We start from the raw sequence: 19,723 nt of genomic DNA on the forward strand, positions 1-19,723 counted from the left end.
GGGGCGCGACCCCCTATCTTGCGGATATGGAACAGCAGCTGTCCGAAATCGCCCTGTCGCCCGCCGCGGCCGCCCGCGTTCGCTGGATCGCGACGCGCAAGGGCGACGATGCCGAGCCGGCTTTGCGCCTTGCCGTCGACGGCGGCGGCTGTTCGGGCTTCACCTATCGGTTCGAGCTGGCCGAGGGCATCGATGCGGACGATATCGTTGCCGAAACCGACGGGGTGAAACTGGTCGTCGATCCGGTGAGCATCGACCTCGTTCGCGGCTCGACGGTCGACTTTGTCGATTCGCTCGGCGGATCGTCGTTCAAGGTTGAAAATCCTAATGCCGCCGCGGGATGCGGCTGCGGATCCAGCTTCGCGATCTGACGCCTTTCTTAGGCTTTCGCTTCCTGTCATAGGGGGCGGATGAAAATCGCGACCTTCAATATCAACGGCGTCAAGGCGCGCCTGCCGCGGCTTGTCGAATGGCTTGAGGAAACGCAGCCCGACATCGCCTGCCTTCAGGAACTGAAATCGAGCGACGAGACGATCCCCACCAAGGAGATCGAAGCCGCAGGCTATGGCGCGCTCTATCACGGACAAAAGGGATTCAACGGCGTCGCGATCCTGGCGCGCGGCGCCGAGCCGGTCGAAATCCAGCGCGGGCTCGCAGGCGAGGACGAGGACGAACAGTCGCGCTATCTGGAGGCCGATGCGCTCGGGGTGCGCGTCGCGTCGATCTATCTGCCCAACGGCAATCCACAGCCCGGTCCCAAGTTCGATTACAAGCTGCGCTGGATGGCGCGGCTACGCGCGCGTGCGCAGGCGCTGCTTGCCGCCGAAATTCCCGCGGTTCTGGCCGGCGACTATAATGTCATCCCCCACGACGACGACGTGTGGGACCCACGCGCGATGGCCGACGACGCGCTGATGCAGCCCGAATCGCGCGATGCCTGGTTTCGCATCCTCGGCGACGGCTGGACCGACGCGCTGCGCAGCCGGCACCCCGCGGGGCATGTCTGGACCTTTTGGGACTATCAGGCGGGGGCGTGGCAACGCGACCACGGTTTTCGGATCGATCATTTGCTGTTGAGCCCGGCGATGGCGGACCGGCTGATCGACGCACAGGTCGACAAGGATCATCGCGGACGCGAAAAGGCGAGCGACCATGCGCCGACCTGGGCGCGGTTCCGCTGAACGGCAGCGGTCAGGCGTCGGGATAGAGCGTCGCGGTCACCCGCGCGGGGTCGAGGGCATAATGGTGCGCGACGGCGCCCGCGATCACGCTTTCCAGACTACGCGTCGGCTTGAGGTCGCGCCCATCGAGCCGCGCCGCGGGCGCCAGGCCGGGCCAGTCGGCGGAAACCTGGCCGCCGTCGTTCAGCTTGCCGCCAAAGAAGAGCGCGACCGATCCGGTCCCGTGATCGGTGCCGCCGGTGCCGTTGACCGCGACCGTGCGTCCGAATTCGGTCGCGACGATCACCAGCGTATCGTTCCACGTCGGCCCCAGGCCTTCGCGCAGGCCCCCGACGAGCTGGTCGAGCCCGCGAAGCTGCGCCGACAGCCGCCCGCGCTGACCGCTGTGGGTGTCCCAGCCGCCGGTTTCGAGCATCATCACGCGGGCGCCGCCCGCCGGCGTCATCAGCGAGGCGGCAAGCTGGCCCAGATCGGCCCCGTTGCGGCCGTTGTTGCCTCCGATATCGCTCGCCAGTTCCTGTGTCCTGACCGCGCTGTCCCACAGGGGGTGCAGTAGCGGATCGTCGGCATAAAGCGCCGAAAGGCGGGCGAGTAGGTCGGCATCGGGCTGCGGCAATCGGCTCGGCGCATAGGTCCCGACGGGAAGGTCACCGCGCAGCGCCAGCGGCACGGCAGGGGCGATGGCCAGCGCCTCGCGCTCGGCGGGCGGCAACAGGGTGAGCAGGCGCCCGACCCAGCCGTCCGTGCGCTCATAGGGACGCGACCCGCCCCCTTCGAGCATGTTCTGTCCGTCGAAATGCGACCGGTCGCGATAGGCGGTGGCAACCGCGTGCGCGAAATGCGCCTGCCTGGACGCATACAGCGCCGCGCTCCCGGACAGCGCGGGATGCAAGGTGAAGAACGGGTTCAGTTCGCCCCCGCTCTCCCCCCCGGCCAGCGCGCCCCGTGCGGCTGCATAGTCGGGATCGCCGGTCGGCGCGACGATCGCGAGCCCGTCGGCCGCGCCGCGCTGGATGACGAAGACGAGGCGCTTCGGCGTTCCGGCGGCCGCGAAGGCGACGCGCGGCAAGGCGCTCGCGGCGGCGGCGGTCAGCCCGGTGAAGAGGATCGAGCGGCGCGGGAGGATCATCGGCTATCTCCGCAAGAAGGTCGGGGTGGCGAACAGCATCGCGAGTCCCTGGCCGGGGCTGTCGGCGCGCGTGATCGCCTGTCCCGTTGCCGGGGTCAGCGCATCGGCCAGCAAAAGCGTGGCGAGCGCGCGCGCGTCGGCCCGGTCGCCGACCCGTCCCGCGACGCGGCTGGCCAGCTCGACGCGCTGCATCAGCGCCGCCGATCCGGCCCAGGTGGCAACCAGGTCGTCGTAACCCGCGGGCGATCCCGGCCGCCACACCGGCTGGCCGAGCTGTGAAAACAGCGCCGCCACATTCTGTCGTCGCCCCAGCGCATCGATGCCCAGGCCGCGCAGCATGGAAACCGTCCAATCCCACGGCGACTTGAACATCGCCGGCTCATCGCTCCACGGTTCGGGTGACGCCAGAAGCGTGCGATAGAGAGCGGGCAGGTCGCCGCCGGTTTCCCGAAAATTCTGCGCGAGCCGGTCGACCAGCGGCGCGGGCGGCGTATCGCCGGCGAAATGGCGCGCCAGCTTGGTCGCGATATGGTGCGCGGTCGCGGGGTGAACCGCCAGATCGCGCAGCATGGCCTCGGCCTGTGCGGCGCCGGGCTGGTCGTACCGGCGACCAAGGATGGTCTGCCCGCCCGGCTCGTGCAGCCGGTCGATGAACACGGTGTCGCCGGGGCGTGCATCGGCGGGCATCAGCCGCTGCCCCGCGCCGCGGCCGAGCCCGGCGACGGTCAGCCCGGTCAGCGCCTTGGCAAAGGCGATCACATCGGCCTGCGTATAGCCGGTGCGGACACCGAGCGTGTGCAGTTCCATGATCTCGCGCGCCAGATTCTCGTTGAGACCCGGACCCTGCTTGCCGCGCCGCCTGCGGATGCGCGCGGCGACCGGGCTTTCGGGGCCGAAGCTTTGCGCCTGATCGAGATAGAGAAGCATGGCCGGATGGCGCACCGCCGCGATCAGCAAGTCCGAAAAATTGCCCATGATGTTCGGGCGGATCGACTCGAACTCGTAATTTCCGGCAAAGCCGATCACCGGCAGCTTGTCGGTCGAAACGGCGAAATGATTGGCCCAGAAATGCGACAGGCGTTCGGGGAAGGGGGTGCTGGTGTCGACCGCCGAAGCGAGGCGGGCATTGGTCGCCGCGATATAATGATCGCGGATCGCCGATCGCGACAGCCGTTGCCGATCGATCGCCGCGTCCATCGCCCCGTCATCCGCGGTCATGCCGGTCTTGGCAGGGCGCCGTGCCGCGGCGCGGTCCTCGCGGTAATCGACGTAAGCCTCCGCGATTTCCGCCCGGCTGGCGAGCGCGGCGATCGGTGGCGGGGCGGGATCGAATTGGTCGAGCTGGCGAAGCAGCGCGTCGCGCGGATGGCCGGCGGAGGGCGCCTCGTCGAAACGGCGGCCCAGGCCGAAGCGGTTCGCCGCCAGATACTGGATCGCCATGAACGCCGCCTTTCCTGTTCGGGATAACAGGCTGGCGGCGATTTGTCGCAAAGCTGTCCCAGCGGCGCCGCGTGCTTGCGATTCGCCGCGAAAAGGCCTCAGGTCAAAGGCTTGTCATAGATGCGATAGACGCGATTCTCGGTCGCCTCGATCGCCTTCGCGACCGCGATCATCCCCTGATTGTCGTCGAGAACCCAGCCGATGTCGCCATATTCCGAGCCATATTCCACCACCGCATCGCGGCGGATGAATTCGATCATCATAAAGGCGAGGGTGCTCGCCATGCGGCTGTTCTGCAAATTCTTGACCACGCCCATCAACGGCACGCGCAGGGTGCGGCTCTTCGGTTTCCTGAGCCACCACAGCAGCCGCGCCCAGCCAAACGGCAGGAGCGAACCGTCCATGTCGATCAGCAACTCGTTGATGTTCGGCAGCACGATCATGAAGGCGACGGGCTCGCCATCGAGTTCGGCGACGCGGATCAAATCCTCGAACACCAGGGCTTTCAGCTTTTTGCCGACGAAGGCGATCTCGCTGTCGGTGAGCGGGACGAAACCCCAATTGTCCGACCAAGCGTCGTTCAATATGCCCATGATCAGCCGCGCCTCGGCATCGAACCTGCGCTTGTCGACCTTGCGGATGCGGATGCGCGCATTCTTCTCGCCCGCCGCGACGATGCGGTTGACGATCGGCGGGAAGCCGTCGGCGATCGGCACCGAATAGTTGAGCAACGTCTTGACCGGACGATAGCCGGCACTCTCGACCCACGGGCAATAGAGCGCGCTGTTGTGCCCGAGCATGATCGTCGGCGGTGTATCGAATCCCTCTACGAGCAGGCCGGGTTCGTCCCAGATCGAGATCGACAGCGGCCCCAGCGAGCGCGTCATGCCCTGGTCGCGCAGCCAGGCCTCGGCGCGCGCGAGCAGCGCCTGGGCAATGTTTTCGTCCTCCGCCTCGAGCAATCCCCAGTTTCCCGTTCCCGGCCCCATGCCCTGTTCGGCGGGCTGGGCCAGCGCGAGCTCGTCGATATGCGCCGAAATACGCCCGACGGTGCGCCCGTCGCGCCGCGCGAGGAACAATTGCGCCCTGCCATGTTCGAACCACGGATTCTTGCCGGGGGTCAACAGGTCGAACGCCTCTCCTTTCAGCGGCGGCACCCAGGCCGGATCGCCTCGGTTCAGACGAAAGGCGAGCTCGACGAATTCGCGTTTGTCGGCCTTTGTCTTGACCGGAATGATGCTGACGGGACCCTGGGCGTGTGCGGCCATCTCTGGTTTCCTAGTTGAAATCACCTATATTTGGTGGACGCGCATTACGGCATTGATGCGGCGCTGGCGACCCGCATTCGGCCATTTTGCTGCCACGAAATCATGGTGAAAAGCCCGATATGACGACGATGACTCCCTCCGCCGATCGCGCCGCGACTCCCCCCGCGTCGCCGACGGTCAAGACGCCGAAGTCGGCGATCGCCGACGATATGGCGATGATCCGCGCCGCGTCCGAACTGACCCGCGACCTCGTCGCGCCCAGCGCGCGCATTTATTGGACCGATTTCCTGGCTTCGGCGTTCGTCGGCTATGCCGGCGTCGCGGCCGCGATCCTCGCCCCGTCGACCGGCTGGATGCTCGGTGCCGCGCTGGTCGCGGTGCTCGCCCTCTATCGCGCGGGCAGCTTCATCCACGAGATTACGCATATCCGCAAGAATGCGCTGCCGGGCTTTCGCCTGGTGTGGAACATGCTCGTCGGGGTGCCGCTGTTGATCCCTTCGTTCATGTACGAAGGCATTCACAGCCTGCACCACAACCGGACCAAATATGGCACGGTCGAGGATCCCGAATATCTGCCGCTCGCGCTGATGAAGCCGTGGACGGTGCCGTTGTTCGTCGTCGCGGCCGCCTTTGCGCCGCTCGCGCTGGTCTTTCGCTATGCGGTGCTCACGCCGCTGTCTTTCCTGTTCCCGCCGCTGCGCCGGCTGGTGCGCGAACGCTATTCGGGCTTGATCATCAATCCGTTGTTCCGGCGCAAGCCGCCCGAGGGCGAATTTCGCCGCCAATGGGCGTGGCAGGAAGGCGGCGCGTGGGCGTGGTCGACGCTGTTGATCGCCGCCGGTCTCTTCGGCTGGGTGCCGCTGCGCGCGCTGCTCGTCTTCGGTGGCATCGCCTCGGCGAGCATCGTGCTCAATCAGATCCGCACGCTCGTCGCGCATCTGTGGGAAAATGACGGGGAGGTGCTGACCGTGACCGCGCAATTCCTCGACAGCGTCAATGTCCCGCCGCCGGGCCTGCTCCCCGAAATCTGGGCGCCGGTGGGCCTGCGCTATCATGCGCTGCACCACCTGCTTCCGGGCGTACCCTATCATGCGCTGCCCGAAGCGCACCGCCGCCTGCAGGACGCGCTGCCCACCGATTCGCAATATCACAAGGCCAATTATCGCAGCCTGCCAGGGCTCGTCGCGAACCTCGTCGCGGGCTCGGCGCGGGGCGCGGCGGCCTGATTATTCCTCGGTCCGGATCAGGATCATCTCGCCGATCAGCGCGAACAGGATGAACGGCCCCCACGCCGCCAGAAAGGGCGAGTAAGCGCCAAGGTCGCCCATCGCGAGCGCGAAATTGTCGGCGACGAAATAGGCGAAACCCAGCGCCATGCCCAGGATCGCGCGCACGAACAGCTTGCCTGACCGTGCGAGGCCGAATGCCGCCACGGCGCCGAGCAGCGGCATCAAGATCGCCGACAGCGGTCCCGAAATCTTGTGCCACAGCACGCCCTTCAGCGAATTGACCGGGCGGCCTGCGGCCTCGAGCTCGGCGATCGCGCTCCGCAGCTGCAGGAAAGGCAGTTCGTCGCCGTCGACCTGTGCCAGGGTGAACTGGTCGGGGCGCACGCCCTTTGCGGCAATGATCGTCCCCAACGCCTCGACGGTGCCCGAGCGGCGGAGGAAGCGTTTCGCATTGGTCAATTGCCACCCGCCCTCGACCGCGCGGCCGGTGTCGGCGGACAGGATCGAGGATAATATGCCGCCGGTGCGTTCATAGATCTTGACGCCGCGCAGGACGATGGCCGGGCCCCCGGTTTCGACGGTCTGCGCGTTGATCAGGTCGTCGCCTTCGCGCACCCAGATGTTCGACCGCACCCCGCTATCCTTGGGGACCTGGGCATATTCGACTTTCTGCCACGCGGTCAGCGCTGCGGTCGCGCGCGCGACGATGCGCTCGTTGAAGCCGAAGCTGACCGCGGCGACCAGCAGCGCGGCGAGGAACAGCGGCGCGAGGACCTGGTGCGCCGACATGCCCGCGGCCTTCATCGCGATCACCTCGCTGTTCTGGTTGAGCGTGATCAGCGTCAGGATCGTGCCGAGCAGGACCGAAAAGGGCAGGAAGGTTTCGATGATCTGCGGGACGCGCAGCCCGACATAGCGCCACACGTCGGCGTCGCCGTTGCCCGCGACCACCAGAATCTTGCCGCTTTCGCCAAGCAGGTCGAGCGTCTGGAGGATCACGACCAGCGCGAACAGGATCGCAAAGGTGCGGACGAAGAACAGCCGGCCCATATAGAGCGCCATCGTGCGCGACGGAAAGAAATGGAGCTGGTGCATCAGGCGATTTTCTGTTTGCGCTGGAAGACGCGGAACAGCGCCTTGACCCGCTGCCCCGCCTTGGCGGCGACGCGCTCCAGCGCACCGATCGGCTGGCCGCCGGGGACGTGGGCGAGCGTATAATACATCCAGACCGCCAGCGCCGCGAAGAGCAGGAAGGGCACCCACAGCGCGATGACCGGATCGACCGTGCCGCGCGCGCCCATATCCTCGGCATATTGGTTGATCTTGTGCTGGGTCACCAGGATGACGATCGACAGGAAGACGCCGAGCGCCGACGTCGAACGCTTGGGCGGGATCGCCAGCGCGACCGCGAGCAGCGGGATCAGGAACATCGACGCGACCTCGACGATGCGGAAGTGAAAGTTGGCACGCGTTTCGAGCCGGGTCGCCAGCGGTTCGGTCTTGTCACGCCCGACCACGAACAGCTCGGGAATCGTCAACTCGCGGTCGCCGCCGCCGCGGGTGCGGAAGGCCTCGATCTTGGGCAGCGGGATCGGCAGGTCGTGGTTGTCGAAGGTCAGGACGCGCGGCACCGGGAATTTCGGCGATTCATGGATCAGCACGCCCTTGGTCAGCCGCAGGATGATCGTGTTCGGATCGTCGGTCGCCAGGAACTGTCCTTGTGCCGCGGTCGCCGACACCGCCTGCCCATCGTCATTCTCGCCGCGCACGAAAATTCCGCGCAAGGATCGCCCGTCGTCGAAACTTTGTTCGATGCGCAACGTCATCCGGCTGCCAAGCTTCGTGAATTCTCCGACCTTTATCGACGCGCCGAGCGCGCCCGACCGCAATTCGAACTGCAATCCTTCATAGGCATAGCGCGCATAGGGCTGGATGAAGCCGACGATCGCAAGATTGAGCAGGGCAAGGGCGAAGGCGAACAGATACGGCATGCGCATCAGGCGCCCGAAGCTCATTCCGACGCCCCGCAGGACGTCGAGCTCGCTCGACGTCGCGAGCCGGCGAAAGGCCAGCAGGATACCGAGCATCAGCCCGATCGGGATGCCGAGCGAGAGATATTCGGGAATCAGGTTGGCAAGCATCCGCCACACCACGCTGACCGGGCCACCCTCGGTCGCGACGAAATCGAACAGGCGCAGCATCTTTTCCAGCACCAGCAGCATCGCCGAAAGGACGAGCGTGCCGAGCATGGGAAAGAAGATGAGACGCGTGATGTAGCGGTCGATGGCGGGTAGTCTGTTCAAGCTTTCGTCGCCCCATCACCATGATTTGGCCGCAAAGGTTTCCGATATGCCGATTCAAGGGCGACAGGGACCCATGTCGGCTTGCGCTTTCGCGCGGTTGGCGTGGCTATAACCTCTGGAGGTATTGAGGTCATGTCGAAAATGTTTTTCGCCGGGATACTCGCCGCCGGTGCTGCCGGAGCGCTGATCGCGCCCGTCGCGGCGCAGGGCGCAACGCTGGGTCCGGCGGCTCATCTGTGCAACAAGAATGCGACGGCGGTGCTGGTCGATGTGCGCGGTTTCAAGGCGCACACGGGGACGCTGCGCGTCCAGGTCTATAACGCCGACAAGAGCTATCTCGAAAAGCGCAAATGGCTCGATCGTATCGACGTACCGGTTTCGGGTTCGGGTGCGATGCAGGTTTGCGTGCCGGTCAAGCAGCCGGGCAACTACGTCATTTCGGTGCGCCATGACCTGAACGGCAATGGCAAGTCGGACCGCAGCGATGGCGGCGGCCTGTCGGGCAATCCGGACATGAAGGTCACGGATTTCATCTTCAAGCGGAAACCGAAGCTTGGCGAAGTGAGCTTCGCGGTCGGCAGCACGACGAAGCGGGTGCCGGTTACGCTGAACTATATCAGCGGGCTTTCGTTCGAGCCGGTCGACTAAGCCGGACTAGGGAGGGCAATGGCCAGCGTCGCGCTTCTTTCCAACCCCCGTTCGACGGGGAACCGGGCCCTCCTGCCGAGGGTCCGGGAATATTGCGCCGCGCATCCCGATATCTTCCATTACGAGGTCGAGCATGTCGACCAGATCGGCGAAGCGATTCGCACGATCGCGATGGTCAGCCCCCGCGTCGTTGCGATCAACGGCGGCGACGGCACCGTCCAGGCGGCTTTGACCGAGCTTTATTCGGGCGGTCATTTCGGCGGCTCGCCGCCGCCGGTGGCGGTGCTGCCGAACGGCAAGACCAATTTGATCGCGCTTGATCTCGGCGCCGAGGGTGACCCGATCAAGGCGCTCGAGCGCGTCGTCGAGCTGGTCGAAAGCGGCGGGCTCGACGACCATGTGATCGAGCGCCAGCTCATCGCGCTCGACAGCGGCGGCGAGCGTCCGGTGCTCGGCATGTTCCTTGGTGGAGCCTATCTTGCCGACATCATGCTCTATTGCCGGCACCGCATCTATCCGCTCGGCCTTCCGAACGGGGTGTCGCATTTCCTGGCCGCGATGCTTGCGCTCGTCTCGATCCTGTTCGGGCTCGGCGGCGGGCGCCTGCCGCCCAAGCCCGAACCGATGACCGTCTCGCTGATCCGGCAGGGCGAGCTCAAGGGCAAATTCTCGTTGCTCATCGTGACGACGCTCGAAAAGCTGCTGCTCTCGATCCGCACCGCCGACAGGCCGGGAACCGCGGGGCATATGAAGCTGCTCGCGACCGAAAGCAGCGTCGGGGCGCTCTTTCGCATGCTCGGCGCGACTTGGCGCGGGACGCTGGGACAGCGCGAGCTGGCGGGCGTGCATTTTCAGCAGGGTGACGAGATCCGCATCGAGGGCAACCGTTCGAACGTCATCCTCGACGGCGAGATTTTCGAGGCCCAGGGTGGCAAGCCGATCATCCTGACATCGACCCAGCCGGTGCCCTTCCTTCGCCTCGCGGCCTGACGGGGGCCGCAGCCGTGGACGCCATGACGCCCCTGACAGACCTCGTTCGCGGCGAGATGTCGACGCCCGTCGACCCGCGCGTCGCCGCGATGGCGCGCGCGATTGCAGACCTGTATCCGGGCAGTGCGCGCGCGGTACTCTTTTACGGCAGCTGCCTGCGCGCGGGGTCGCTCGACGGTTTGATGCTCGATTTCTACCTGATCGTGTCCGATTACGGCGATGCCTATGACAAGGGCTGGCTCGCCGTCGCCAACCGGCTGATCCCCCCCAATGTCTTTCCCTTCGAACATGAGGGGCTGATCGCCAAATATGCGGTGTTGAGCGAAGGCGATTTCGATCGGCTGAACGGGCCCGAAACGCGCAACGTTTCGGTCTGGGCGCGCTTCGCGCAACCGTCGCGGCTTGTCTGGGCGGTCGACGACACGGCACGCGATCGCGCGATCGCCGCGGTGTCGCGGGCGGCCCCGGCCCTGCTCGCGGCGGCGGGGCGCCGCGACGGCGAGGCGCTGCTCGACTGGTGGCGCCGGGCCTTCGCGCTTACCTATTCGGTCGAGCTGCGCGCCGAACGGGGCAATCGCGCGCAATCGGTCGTCGACGCCGACCCGGACCGCTACGAACGATTTGGCGTTCCGGCGATCGCGGCGATTTCGGCCGACGCGGCGAGCGGCGGCTGGGCGCGTCGCCGGATCGAGGGCAAGCTGCTCAGCATCGTGCGTCTTGCCAAGGCCAGCCTGACCTATGCCGGCGGCATCGATTATCTGGCGTGGAAGATCAACCGCCACGCGGGGACGAAGATCGAGATCAAGCCCTGGCAACGCCGCTGGCCGCTGGTCGCCGCGCTGACGCTGGTGCCGCGCCTCGTCAAGAGCGGCGCGATCCGCTGATCCTGCGCTAGCCCGCGACCCGCATGTCGGCGCGCGCGTCGCCGCAGCGGCGGATAGCTTGGTCGAGCGCGGCCAGGGTGAAGGGCTTGCGCAGCACGTCATGGTCGCCGAAACTCGCGATTTCGCTCGCGTCTCCGGCGTATCCGGTGACGAACAGCACCGACAGGTCGGGCCAGCGCGCCTTCAATCGCGCTACCATCTCGGGCCCGGTGAGCTCGGGCATCAGCACGTCGGACAGGATCAGGTCGAAGCCGCCGTGGTCGGCGACGATCGCCTCCGCCTCCAGCGGGTCGGCACAGGCGACGGCGGCATGGCCCAGCTCGATTACCGCATCGACGGTTGCGGCAAGCACGCGGCGGTCGTCCTCGACCACCAATATGTCGAGCGCGTCGACCGGAACGGCCGGCCGGTCTTCGGCTTCGGCGCCGCTCGCGGCTGCGGCCGCCGGCGGCCGGGCCACGGGCAGCAGCATCGCGACGCGCGTCCCCTCGCCCTCGGCCGAACTGATCTGGACCTCGCCCCCCGACTGCCGGCAGAAGGCAAAGACCTGGCTCATGCCGAGCCCGGTGCCCTGTCCGGCGGGCTTGGTGGTGTAAAAGGGATCGAAGACGCGCTCGAGCACATCGGGCGACATGCCGCATCCCGTATCGATCACCTGCACCGCGAGGGCGGCGGTTTCGTCCTCGTCGTCGGCGAGGGTGCGGATCGTCAGCGACCCGTGGCCCTCCATCGCGTCGCGCGCGTTGACCGCGAGGTTGAGCAGCGCATTTTCAAATTGCTGCCGGTCGATTCGGCAATGCAGCCCTTCGGCATGAAGGTCGAGGGTCAGCGCAATGCGGTCGCCGATCGTGCGCCCCATCAGTTCCGAAAAGCCGCGGATGCACGCATCGATATCGGTCATTTCGGGGCGTGCGGGCTCGGCGCGCGCAAAGGTCAGCAGGCGGCGGGTCAGGTCGGCGGCGCGATTGGCGCCGTCGAGTGCGTTGTGGATGTGCCGCTGCGCCTTGTCGGGCGCTTCGGTCAGCCACCGCTGCGCCAGTTCCAGGCCGCCGACGACGACCGCGAGCATATTGTTGAAATCGTGCGCGATGCCGCCGGTGAGCTGTCCGACCGCTTCCATCTTCTGCGCCTGCCGCAGCTGCGCCTCGGCGGTCTCGCGCTCGCCCATCTCGCTGCGCAGCGCCGCATTGGCTTCCTCCAACTCGGCGGTGCGTGCCTCGACGGCGGCCTCGAGTTCGCTCGCTCGCTCGCTCTCGGCGAATTGCTCGCGCCGCGCCAGGCGGCGTTCGCTTTCGGCGCGCAGCAGCGAAAAGGTCGCGGCGATCGCGATCACCGCGGCCGCGGCGCCGAGCAGCGAGAACATCAGGATTGCCTGGTTCAGGCTGGCCCGGTCCGACGCCGCGACGCGGTTGCGTTGCGCGAGCAAGGCACGCTCGTCGCGGATCAGCTGGGTCAGCAATTTGTCGATCCGCCCCAGCGCCGGGTCGTGGCCCGCGGCATTATATTTGGAGATGGCGGCGACGGTCTGGTTGTAATTGGCGCTGAGCGCCGCATCGCCGAGCTGTTCGCCGCGCCGTTCGAGTTCGCCGGTCAGTTTTTCGACCAGTTCCGCTTGCGGCGGATTGTCGCGCACATTGCGCTGCAACAGGGCGAGATATTGCATCGCGACGCCCCATTGCTGCTGATAGATGCGGCCATCTTCTTTCTGCAACCCGACCGCAAAGCGTCCGAGCGCGGCCTCGGCGCGCGCCAGCGCCGCGTCGAGCGATCGGGTCTGCGAGATGACTTCCAGGCTGTGCGCCTGCCAGCCGAGCGAGCGGTCGTAATTGTCGTTCGCGCGCATCAGCAGCAGTACGAGCGCGGTCACGACGCCGACCAGGATCGCCCCGACCCCGGCGGTCAGCCAGAAGCGCAGCCGTTGTCGCCGGCCCTCGTTCTCGGTGTCGCTGTCCCGTTCAAACACCGGTTCGTCTTACCGGCATTCGCGCGCGGCGGAAAGGCGCGAAGGGCCTGGCGGCCGCCGCCGCGGTCGATTCGCCGCGAAAAGGAATCGGCTGGTCGGGCAGCCGGAGCGGCTCAGCCGATGATGCCGACCCGCGCGCCCGCGCGTTCGAAGCGCGCCAGGATCTCGCCGACCTGATCGGACGAATGTTCGGCGCACAGCGAACAGCGCAGCAGCGTCATGTTCGCGGGGGTCGCCGGCGGCCGTGCGAGGTTGACGTAAAGCCCTTCCTCCAGCAGCGCCTCCCACATCATCGCGCCCTTCTCGAGATCGGGCATGATCACGGCGATGATCGCCGACTGCGGCTCGTCGGTGCCGAGCGTGAAGCCCAGGTCCTTCAGGCCCTTGTGGAGCATCCTGGAATTTTCCCACAGATGCGCGCGCTTGTTGCTCCCGTGCATCAGCTTGCGGATGCTCGTCGCGGCGGTCGCGACCACGCTGGGCGGCAGCGAGGCGGTGAAGACATAGGGACGGCAGACGAGCCGCATGATCTCGAACTTCGGATGGTTCGAAACACAGAATCCACCGACGGTGCCGACGCTCTTCGAAAAGGTACCGATGATGAAGTCGACATCGTCGATCACGCCCTGCGCCTCGGCGACGCCGCGGCCGTGCTCGCCGATGAAGCCCATCGAATGCGCTTCGTCGACGAGCACCATCGCGCCATTCTCCTTGGCGACGCGGACCATCTCCTTCAGCGGTGCGACGTCGCCGAGCATCGAATAGACGCCTTCGAGCACGACGAGCTTGCCGGCGTCGGCTGGCAGGCGCCTCAGCCGCTTTTCGAGTGCTTCGATGTCGTTGTGGCGAAAGGCGACGATCTCGGCGTCGCCCATCTTGCACCCGTCATAGATCGAGGCGTGGCTGTCGATGTCGAGGATGACATAGTCGCCCTTGCCCGCGATCGTCGAAATGATGCCGAGGTTCGCCTGATATCCGGTCGAGAACACCATGGCATGATCCATGGCGTAAAAGGCCTTCAGCGCCTCCTCGCACTCCTTGTGTCCCTGATAGGTGCCGTTGAGCACGCGGCTGCCGGTGGTGCCGCTGCCGAAACGGTCGAGCGCGTCCTTGCCCGCGGCGATGACATCCTCGTCGAAGGTCATGCCCATGTAATTATAGGTACCGAGCAGGATCGTCTCGCGCCCGTTGCAGATCGCGACGGTGGGGGAGAGAACTTTCTCCATCACCAGGCTGAACGGATCGGTGACGCCGGTCGCGAGCAAGTCTTCGCGCTGTTGGATCAGCGGGTCGAATTTCGAGAAGAGATCGGTCATGTTCGAATCCTAAAACATCGTTCGCCCCGAGGAGCCATTGAGCCTGGCGAAATGGCGTCTCGAAGGGCCGCGGGGGGTGCTTCGAGAGGGGTCTTCGACTTCGCTCAGACCCTCCTCGGCACGAACGGATGAGGGTGATTACCCTTGCAACTTTTCCACCGCGGCGATCAACTGGCCGACATTTTCGATTTCGGCCTGCTGGTTCATGCTGATGATGATGTCGAACGTGTCTTCGACCTCGGCAACGAAATCCATGACCGTCAGGCTGTCCCACTCGAGGTCGCCGGCGAAGGTCGTCGCGTCGGTCAACTCGACGCCCTTCTTGTTGAAGGGGGCGATCAGGTCGTGGATCTGGTTTTTGAGGGCGGTGCTCATGGGGGTGCGTCCCTATAATGAAAACTGCGCGCGGGCATGCCGCGCCGTCGCCCGATTGGCAAGCGAATGCGGCGGCAATCGGGCAGCATCTTGCCGCAATCGGCCGAACATGTCATCGCTTGCCGGGTCGAAACCGGGAAGGAACCTATGGACGGCGACCAGCAGGGCAGCGGGATGCGGGCAGCGCCGACGGGCTTTCCGTCCAATGCGGTGCATCTGGTCCGCACCAACCAGCAGCTGACGATGCAATTGTCGCAGATGGCCGACCAAAAGGCGTCGATCCTGATGGGCGCGACCTTCGTCGTCTTCACGATTTCGGTGGGACAGATGCGCAGCGGTGCGATGGTCGTGCCGCTCGCGGTCCTCGCGACCTTCGCCTTCCTGTCGGCCGTGCTTGCCATCTCCGCGGTAATGCCGCGCTTCGGGCCGCTCCCTACGGGATCGACAAACCTCGACGCGCATAGCAACCTGCTCTTCTTCGGTCATTTCGCCGCGATGTCGGAGGAGGCGTTCATCGCCGCGGTCAAGGCCCGCTCGCGCACCGAGGAAGACATATATGAAACCATGCTGCGCGACACCTATCAGAATGGCGTCGTGCTGGCGCGGCGCAAATATCGCTATCTCGGCTACGCCTACCGCCTGTTCGTGGTCGGGCTGACGCTGACCTTTCTCGCTTTTCTCGTCGAACTCGCGGTCGGATGGGATCGCCTGGTCTAGGGCTGCACCGGGCTTTGCGGCGTTTCGGCAGCAGCGGGCGGCAGGCAGCCGTCCCGCTTGAACTCGACGCGAACCGCGATGAAGGGCGCTGTCCCCCGGTTCTCGACCGAATGCAGGCCTTCTGGTTCCGCCCAGATGGTCTGCGTGGCCGTCAGAGCGGGCGCCTCTATGCTTCGCGATGCCACGAGGGCGCCGTCTTTCAGCGCATATTCGGTATACGTGATCGGCTGTGGCTGCTCGAAATACATGACGCTCGGGCACCGGTGGTCGTGGACCGGTTCGGTTTCGCCCGGTCCGACCACGACGCGCAGCACGCGAACCGTCTCGTTTTCCAGCAGGACGCGGTGGCTCGCAGGCGCGGCGGCGACCGCGTCGAATTCCGGCGAAAGGGGTGCGGCGGCAAGGAACAGCATCGAAATCACGGGCGATCTCCGGCGCTTGGACAGGAGCGCCAGTCTGCGGCGCCGTGCCGCGTCGCGCAACTGGAATCGGGCGGACCGGCGATAGGGCCGGGCGCGCGGGTTGTTGCCATTTTGCTACCCTCGTCCTGAAATCCTCGCCGCGCCGCCAATTGCTGTGGCGCAGCCCTGCGGCTTTGCCTATTCGGGCCGGCTATGCTGGCCGAACCCGCCCCCCTGACCGGCGAACCCGCGTCTACACTGCGCCGTGAATTTCGCGCGACGCTGGCGCTCGCCTGGCCATTGGCGGCGGCGAACCTGTTGCAGATGATGGTCCATGCGATCGACGTGATCTTCGTCGCCCGGCTCGGCGATGCGCCGCTCGCCGCTTCGTCACTGGGGGTCTCGATCTTCGGCCTGTTGCTGTGGACGGGGACCGGACTCGTCGGCGCCGCCGCGCCGCTCGTCGCGGCCGAACTCGGGCGGCGCAAGCATGCGGTGCGCGAAGTGCGGCGCACCGTCCGCATGGCGCTGTGGCTCAGCTTGGTCGTCTCCTTGCTGTTCATGGGCGTCTGCGCCGCAGGCGGGCCGATCATGCGGGCGACCGGCCAGGATCCCGAAATCACCCGCCACGCTGCGAGCTTCCTGCTGATCCTGATGTGGGGGATGGCTCCGATGATCGCGGCCAGCGTGCTGCGCATCTTCGTTTCGGCGCTCGGGCGCCCGACGATCGCGACCGCGATCACGTTCATGGCCTTGTTCGTCAATGCGCTCGGGAACTGGACGCTGGTGTTCGGTCATCTCGGGATGCCCGCGCTCGGATTGCACGGCTCGGCGCTGTCGAGCGTCGTCACGAGCAGCGTCATGCTGGTCGCCTATGTCGTCGTGATCCAGGCCGACCGGCGGCTGCGGCGCTACCATTTGTTCGGCAACTGGTGGCGCTCCGAATGGCCGCGTTTCTGGGAGATGCTGCGGATCGGTACGCCGATCGGGCTGATCATCCTGGCCGAAGCCGGGCTGTTCACCGGCGCCGCCTTCCTGATGGGGCGGATCGGCGAGGCGCAGCTTGCGGGGCATACGCTTGCGCTCCAGATCGCGGCGCTCGCCTTCCAGATCCCGTTCGGCGTCGCGCAGGCGGCGACGATCCGCGTCGGCCTGTCCTATGGCGCGCGCGACCGTCGCGGCATCGCGCTCGCCGGCGAGGCGTCGCTGATCCTCGGCATCGGGTTCATGGTCGCGACGGCGGCGATCATCTGGCTTGCGCCGCGACTTGTCCTTTCCATCTATGTCGACGTCGACGCCGCACGCAACGCCGCGCTCGTCGGCTATGCGCTGCAGTTCCTGGCGGTCGCCGCCGCCTTCCAGCTTTTCGACGGCGCCCAGACCGTCGCGGCGGGCGTGCTTCGCGGCCTTCAGGACACGCGCGTTCCGATGCTCATCGCGGTGGGTGGCTATTGGCTCGCGGGCTATGGCACGGCGATCTACCTCGGTTTCTGGACACCGCTGGCCGGGGTGGGCATCTGGATCGGGCTCGCGGTCGGCCTCGTCGTCGTCGCGGGATTGCTGCTGATCCGCTGGCGGATGCGCGAGCGCCTGGGCCTGCTGCCGGGGTGATCGTCCGCCGCCAGGCGAGCGGACCGACGCGGCCCGGTTTCGGTTCGCCCGATAGCGAAAAAGAATCTTCGCAAGCCGCTTGACGCTCCGGGGACCCCGACCCATATGCCCGCGTGTTAGCACTCTCTTCATGTGAGTGCTAAAGTGACATCCATTGCATTTCTGGAGGGACATCCATGCAATTTCGTCCGCTGCACGATCGTGTGCTCGTCCGCCGTATCGAAGCCGAGGAAAAGACGGCTGGCGGCATCATCATCCCCGACACCGCCAAGGAAAAGCCGCAGGAAGGCGAAGTCGTCGCCGTTGGCAACGGCACCAAGGCGGAAGACGGCAAGCTGACCCCGCTCGACGTCAAGTCCGGCGACCGCATCCTGTTCGGCAAATGGTCGGGCACCGAGGTCAAGGTCGACGGCGAAGAGCTGATCATCATGAAGGAATCGGACATCCTCGGCGTCCTCGCCTGAGCCCCGATCGTCGATTCAAAGTGAAGTTGCGCAGTTTTCTGCGCTTATTGAAGGAGCATCCACATGGCTGCCAAGGACGTTAAATTTTCGCGCGACGCGCGCGAGCGCATCCTGAAGGGCGTCGACACGCTCGCCGATGCGGTAAAAGTCACCCTCGGCCCCAAGGGCCGCAACGTCGTGATCGACAAGAGCTTCGGCGCGCCGCGCATCACCAAGGACGGCGTCACCGTCGCCAAGGAAATCGAACTCAAGGACAAGTTCGAGAATATGGGCGCCCAGATGCTGCGCGAAGTCGCATCGAAGGCGAACGACAAGGCCGGCGACGGCACGACCACCGCGACCGTTCTCGCCCAGGCGATCGTGCGCGAAGGCATGAAGTCGGTTGCCGCCGGCATGAACCCGATGGATCTGAAGCGCGGCATCGACCTCGCGGTGACCAAGGTCGTCGAGACGATCAAGTCGCAGTCGAAGGTGGTCTCGGGATCGTCGGAAATCGCCCAGGTCGGCATCATCTCGGCGAACGGCGACCGTGAAGTCGGCGAAAAGATCGCCGAAGCGATGGAAAAGGTCGGCAAGGAAGGCGTGATCACCGTCGAAGAGGCGAAGGGCCTCGATTTCGAGCTCGACGTCGTCGAAGGCATGCAGTTCGACCGCGGCTATCTGTCGCCCTATTTCATCACCAACCCGGAAAAGATGCTCGTCGAGCTGGCCGATCCGTACATCCTGATCTTCGAAAAGAAGCTGTCGAACCTCCAGTCGATGCTGCCGATTCTCGAAGCCGTGGTGCAGTCGGGTCGCCCGCTCCTGATCATCGCCGAGGATATCGAAGGCGAAGCCCTCGCGACCCTCGTCGTGAACCGTCTGCGCGGCGGCCTGAAGGTCGCGGCCGTGAAGGCGCCGGGCTTCGGCGATCGCCGCAAGGCGATGCTGCAGGACATCGCGATCCTGACCAAGGGCGAGATGATCAGCGAAGATCTGGGCATCAAGCTCGAAAGCGTCACGCTCGGCATGCTCGGCCAGGCGAAGCGCGTCACCATCGACAAGGACAACACGACCATCGTCGACGGTGCCGGCGAAGCCGATGCGATCAAGGGTCGCGTCGAGCAGATCCGCGCGCAGATCGAAACCACGACGTCGGACTACGACCGTGAAAAGCTGCAGGAACGTCTCGCGAAGCTCGCGGGCGGCGTGGCGGTCATCAAGGTCGGTGGCGCCTCGGAAGTCGAGGTGAAGGAGCGCAAGGACCGCGTCGACGACGCGCTGCACGCGACCCGCGCCGCGGTCGAGGAAGGCATCGTCCCCGGTGGCGGTACCGCACTCCTCTATGCGACCAAGGCGCTCGACGGCCTGACCGGCGAGAATGAAGACCAGACCCGCGGCGTCGACATCATCCGTCGCGCGCTTCAGGCCCCGGTTCGCCAGATCGCCGAAAACGCTGGCTTCGACGGTGCGGTGATCGCTGGCAAGCTGTTCGACCAAGACGACACCAGCCACGGTTTCAACGCCGCGACCGATACGTATGAGGATCTGGTCAAAGCCGGCGTGATCGACCCGACCAAGGTCGTTCGCACCGCGCTGCAGGATGCGGCTTCGGTTGCGGGCCTGCTCATCACCACCGAAGCGGCGGTGAGCGAGCTGCCCGAAGACAAGCCCGCGATGCCGATGGGCGGCGGCGGCGGCATGGGTGGCATGGGCGGCATGGACTTCTAAAGTCCGGTCCGTCTGGCTCCGGCCGACGATCGACAGGAGGCCGGGGAGCGATCCCCGGCCTCTTTTCTTTCGCACCGGCCATTGCCTGTTCATC

Annotated in this window: 19 protein-coding genes; 10 read left to right on the forward strand and 9 right to left on the reverse strand. The window is 65.9% G+C overall.

Annotated elements, in window-relative coordinates; genetic code table 11:
* The first annotated feature begins 26 nt into the window (after positions 1 to 26).
* A complete protein-coding gene (erpA, locus tag AC58D2_RS05465; protein WP_497388081.1) occupies positions 27 to 371 on the forward strand; it encodes an iron-sulfur cluster insertion protein ErpA in 345 nt (114 codons plus the stop codon).
* Between the two features lie 39 nt (positions 372 to 410).
* On the forward strand, positions 411 to 1,181 hold the full coding sequence (gene xth, locus AC58D2_RS05470) for an exodeoxyribonuclease III (RefSeq protein ID WP_497388083.1): 771 nt from the start codon (positions 411 to 413) through the stop codon (positions 1,179 to 1,181).
* 10 nt (positions 1,182 to 1,191) lie between these two features.
* Here xth and AC58D2_RS05475 read toward each other — a convergent pair whose 3' ends face one another.
* The 3 genes from AC58D2_RS05475 to AC58D2_RS05485 all read right to left on the reverse strand — a co-directional run bounded on the left by AC58D2_RS05475 (position 1,192) and on the right by AC58D2_RS05485 (position 5,018).
* Positions 1,192 to 2,310, reverse strand: a complete 1,119-nt coding sequence (locus AC58D2_RS05475) for a DUF1501 domain-containing protein (protein ID WP_497388085.1) — start codon at positions 2,308 to 2,310, stop codon at positions 1,192 to 1,194.
* Between the two features lie 3 nt (positions 2,311 to 2,313).
* Positions 2,314 to 3,750 carry a DUF1800 domain-containing protein gene (locus AC58D2_RS05480; protein ID WP_497388087.1) on the reverse strand — a complete coding sequence of 479 codons (1,437 nt, stop codon included), beginning with the start codon at positions 3,748 to 3,750 and terminating at the stop codon, positions 2,314 to 2,316.
* A 98-nt stretch (positions 3,751 to 3,848) separates the two neighbouring features.
* On the reverse strand, positions 3,849 to 5,018 hold the full coding sequence (locus AC58D2_RS05485; RefSeq protein ID WP_497388089.1) for a GNAT family protein: 1,170 nt from the start codon (positions 5,016 to 5,018) through the stop codon (positions 3,849 to 3,851).
* 119 nt (positions 5,019 to 5,137) lie between these two features.
* Between AC58D2_RS05485 and AC58D2_RS05490 the strand changes: the two genes are divergently transcribed.
* Positions 5,138 to 6,244 (forward strand): fatty acid desaturase family protein, encoded by a 1,107-nt coding sequence (locus AC58D2_RS05490; RefSeq protein ID WP_497388091.1) that lies wholly within the window; start codon positions 5,138 to 5,140, stop codon positions 6,242 to 6,244.
* Here AC58D2_RS05490 and lptG read toward each other — a convergent pair whose 3' ends face one another.
* Both lptG and lptF read right to left on the reverse strand, forming a co-directional pair.
* Entirely contained in the window at positions 6,245 to 7,342 is a 1,098-nt protein-coding gene (gene lptG, locus AC58D2_RS05495; RefSeq protein WP_497388093.1) for an LPS export ABC transporter permease LptG, read from the reverse strand.
* On the reverse strand, positions 7,342 to 8,550 hold the full coding sequence (gene lptF, locus AC58D2_RS05500) for an LPS export ABC transporter permease LptF (RefSeq protein WP_497388095.1): 1,209 nt from the start codon (positions 8,548 to 8,550) through the stop codon (positions 7,342 to 7,344). The genes lptG and lptF overlap by 1 nt, the downstream gene beginning before the upstream one ends.
* Before the next feature lie 132 nt (positions 8,551 to 8,682).
* Here lptF and AC58D2_RS05505 point away from each other — a divergent pair, with 132 nt between their 5' ends.
* Genes AC58D2_RS05505 through AC58D2_RS05515 form a run of 3 tightly spaced genes read left to right on the forward strand, consistent with a single transcriptional unit; the run spans position 8,683 to position 11,072 of the window.
* Complete coding sequence (locus AC58D2_RS05505) at positions 8,683 to 9,198, forward strand: DUF2141 domain-containing protein (RefSeq protein WP_497388097.1); 516 nt, start codon at positions 8,683 to 8,685, stop codon at positions 9,196 to 9,198.
* Positions 9,199 to 9,216: 18 nt separating this feature from the next.
* Positions 9,217 to 10,188 (forward strand): diacylglycerol/lipid kinase family protein, encoded by a 972-nt coding sequence (locus AC58D2_RS05510; RefSeq protein WP_497388099.1) that lies wholly within the window; start codon positions 9,217 to 9,219, stop codon positions 10,186 to 10,188.
* Positions 10,189 to 10,211: 23 nt separating this feature from the next.
* The gene (locus tag AC58D2_RS05515) at positions 10,212 to 11,072 is read left to right on the forward strand and encodes a hypothetical protein (RefSeq protein WP_497388100.1); all 861 of its coding nucleotides are present in this window, start codon (positions 10,212 to 10,214) and stop codon (positions 11,070 to 11,072) included.
* A gap of 7 nt (positions 11,073 to 11,079) precedes the next feature.
* Here the strand turns inward: AC58D2_RS05515 and AC58D2_RS05520 are convergent, their stop codons facing one another.
* The 3 genes from AC58D2_RS05520 to AC58D2_RS05530 all read right to left on the reverse strand — a co-directional run bounded on the left by AC58D2_RS05520 (position 11,080) and on the right by AC58D2_RS05530 (position 14,726).
* Positions 11,080 to 13,035, reverse strand: coding sequence for an ATP-binding protein (locus AC58D2_RS05520; RefSeq protein WP_497388102.1), 1,956 nt, complete (start codon positions 13,033 to 13,035; stop codon positions 11,080 to 11,082).
* Positions 13,036 to 13,148: 113 nt separating this feature from the next.
* Positions 13,149 to 14,351 (reverse strand): serine palmitoyltransferase, encoded by a 1,203-nt coding sequence (gene spt, locus AC58D2_RS05525; RefSeq protein WP_497388104.1) that lies wholly within the window; start codon positions 14,349 to 14,351, stop codon positions 13,149 to 13,151.
* 138 nt (positions 14,352 to 14,489) lie between these two features.
* Complete coding sequence (locus AC58D2_RS05530; protein WP_497388106.1) at positions 14,490 to 14,726, reverse strand: acyl carrier protein; 237 nt, start codon at positions 14,724 to 14,726, stop codon at positions 14,490 to 14,492.
* 36 nt (positions 14,727 to 14,762) lie between these two features.
* On the opposite strand from AC58D2_RS05530, the gene AC58D2_RS05535 reads away from it, so the two are divergent.
* Entirely contained in the window at positions 14,763 to 15,443 is a 681-nt protein-coding gene (locus tag AC58D2_RS05535; protein ID WP_497388108.1) for a Pycsar system effector family protein, read from the forward strand.
* Here the strand turns inward: AC58D2_RS05535 and AC58D2_RS05540 are convergent.
* Entirely contained in the window at positions 15,440 to 15,856 is a 417-nt protein-coding gene (locus tag AC58D2_RS05540; RefSeq protein WP_497388576.1) for a cupin domain-containing protein, read from the reverse strand. The two genes, AC58D2_RS05535 and AC58D2_RS05540, sit on opposite strands and share 4 nt — an antisense overlap.
* A gap of 201 nt (positions 15,857 to 16,057) precedes the next feature.
* On the opposite strand from AC58D2_RS05540, the gene AC58D2_RS05545 reads away from it, so the two are divergent.
* The 3 genes from AC58D2_RS05545 (at position 16,058) to groL (ending at position 19,629) form a co-directional block, all read left to right on the forward strand.
* A complete protein-coding gene (locus AC58D2_RS05545) occupies positions 16,058 to 17,455 on the forward strand; it encodes an MATE family efflux transporter (protein WP_497388110.1) in 1,398 nt (465 codons plus the stop codon).
* Between the two features lie 176 nt (positions 17,456 to 17,631).
* Complete coding sequence (gene groES / locus AC58D2_RS05550; protein ID WP_497388113.1) at positions 17,632 to 17,919, forward strand: co-chaperone GroES; 288 nt, start codon at positions 17,632 to 17,634, stop codon at positions 17,917 to 17,919.
* A gap of 63 nt (positions 17,920 to 17,982) precedes the next feature.
* Positions 17,983 to 19,629 carry a chaperonin GroEL gene (gene groL, locus AC58D2_RS05555; RefSeq protein ID WP_497388115.1) on the forward strand — a complete coding sequence of 549 codons (1,647 nt, stop codon included), beginning with the start codon at positions 17,983 to 17,985 and terminating at the stop codon, positions 19,627 to 19,629.
* Positions 19,630 to 19,723: the final 94 nt, after the last annotated feature.

The organism is Sphingopyxis sp. CR5 (genome assembly GCF_059693785.1).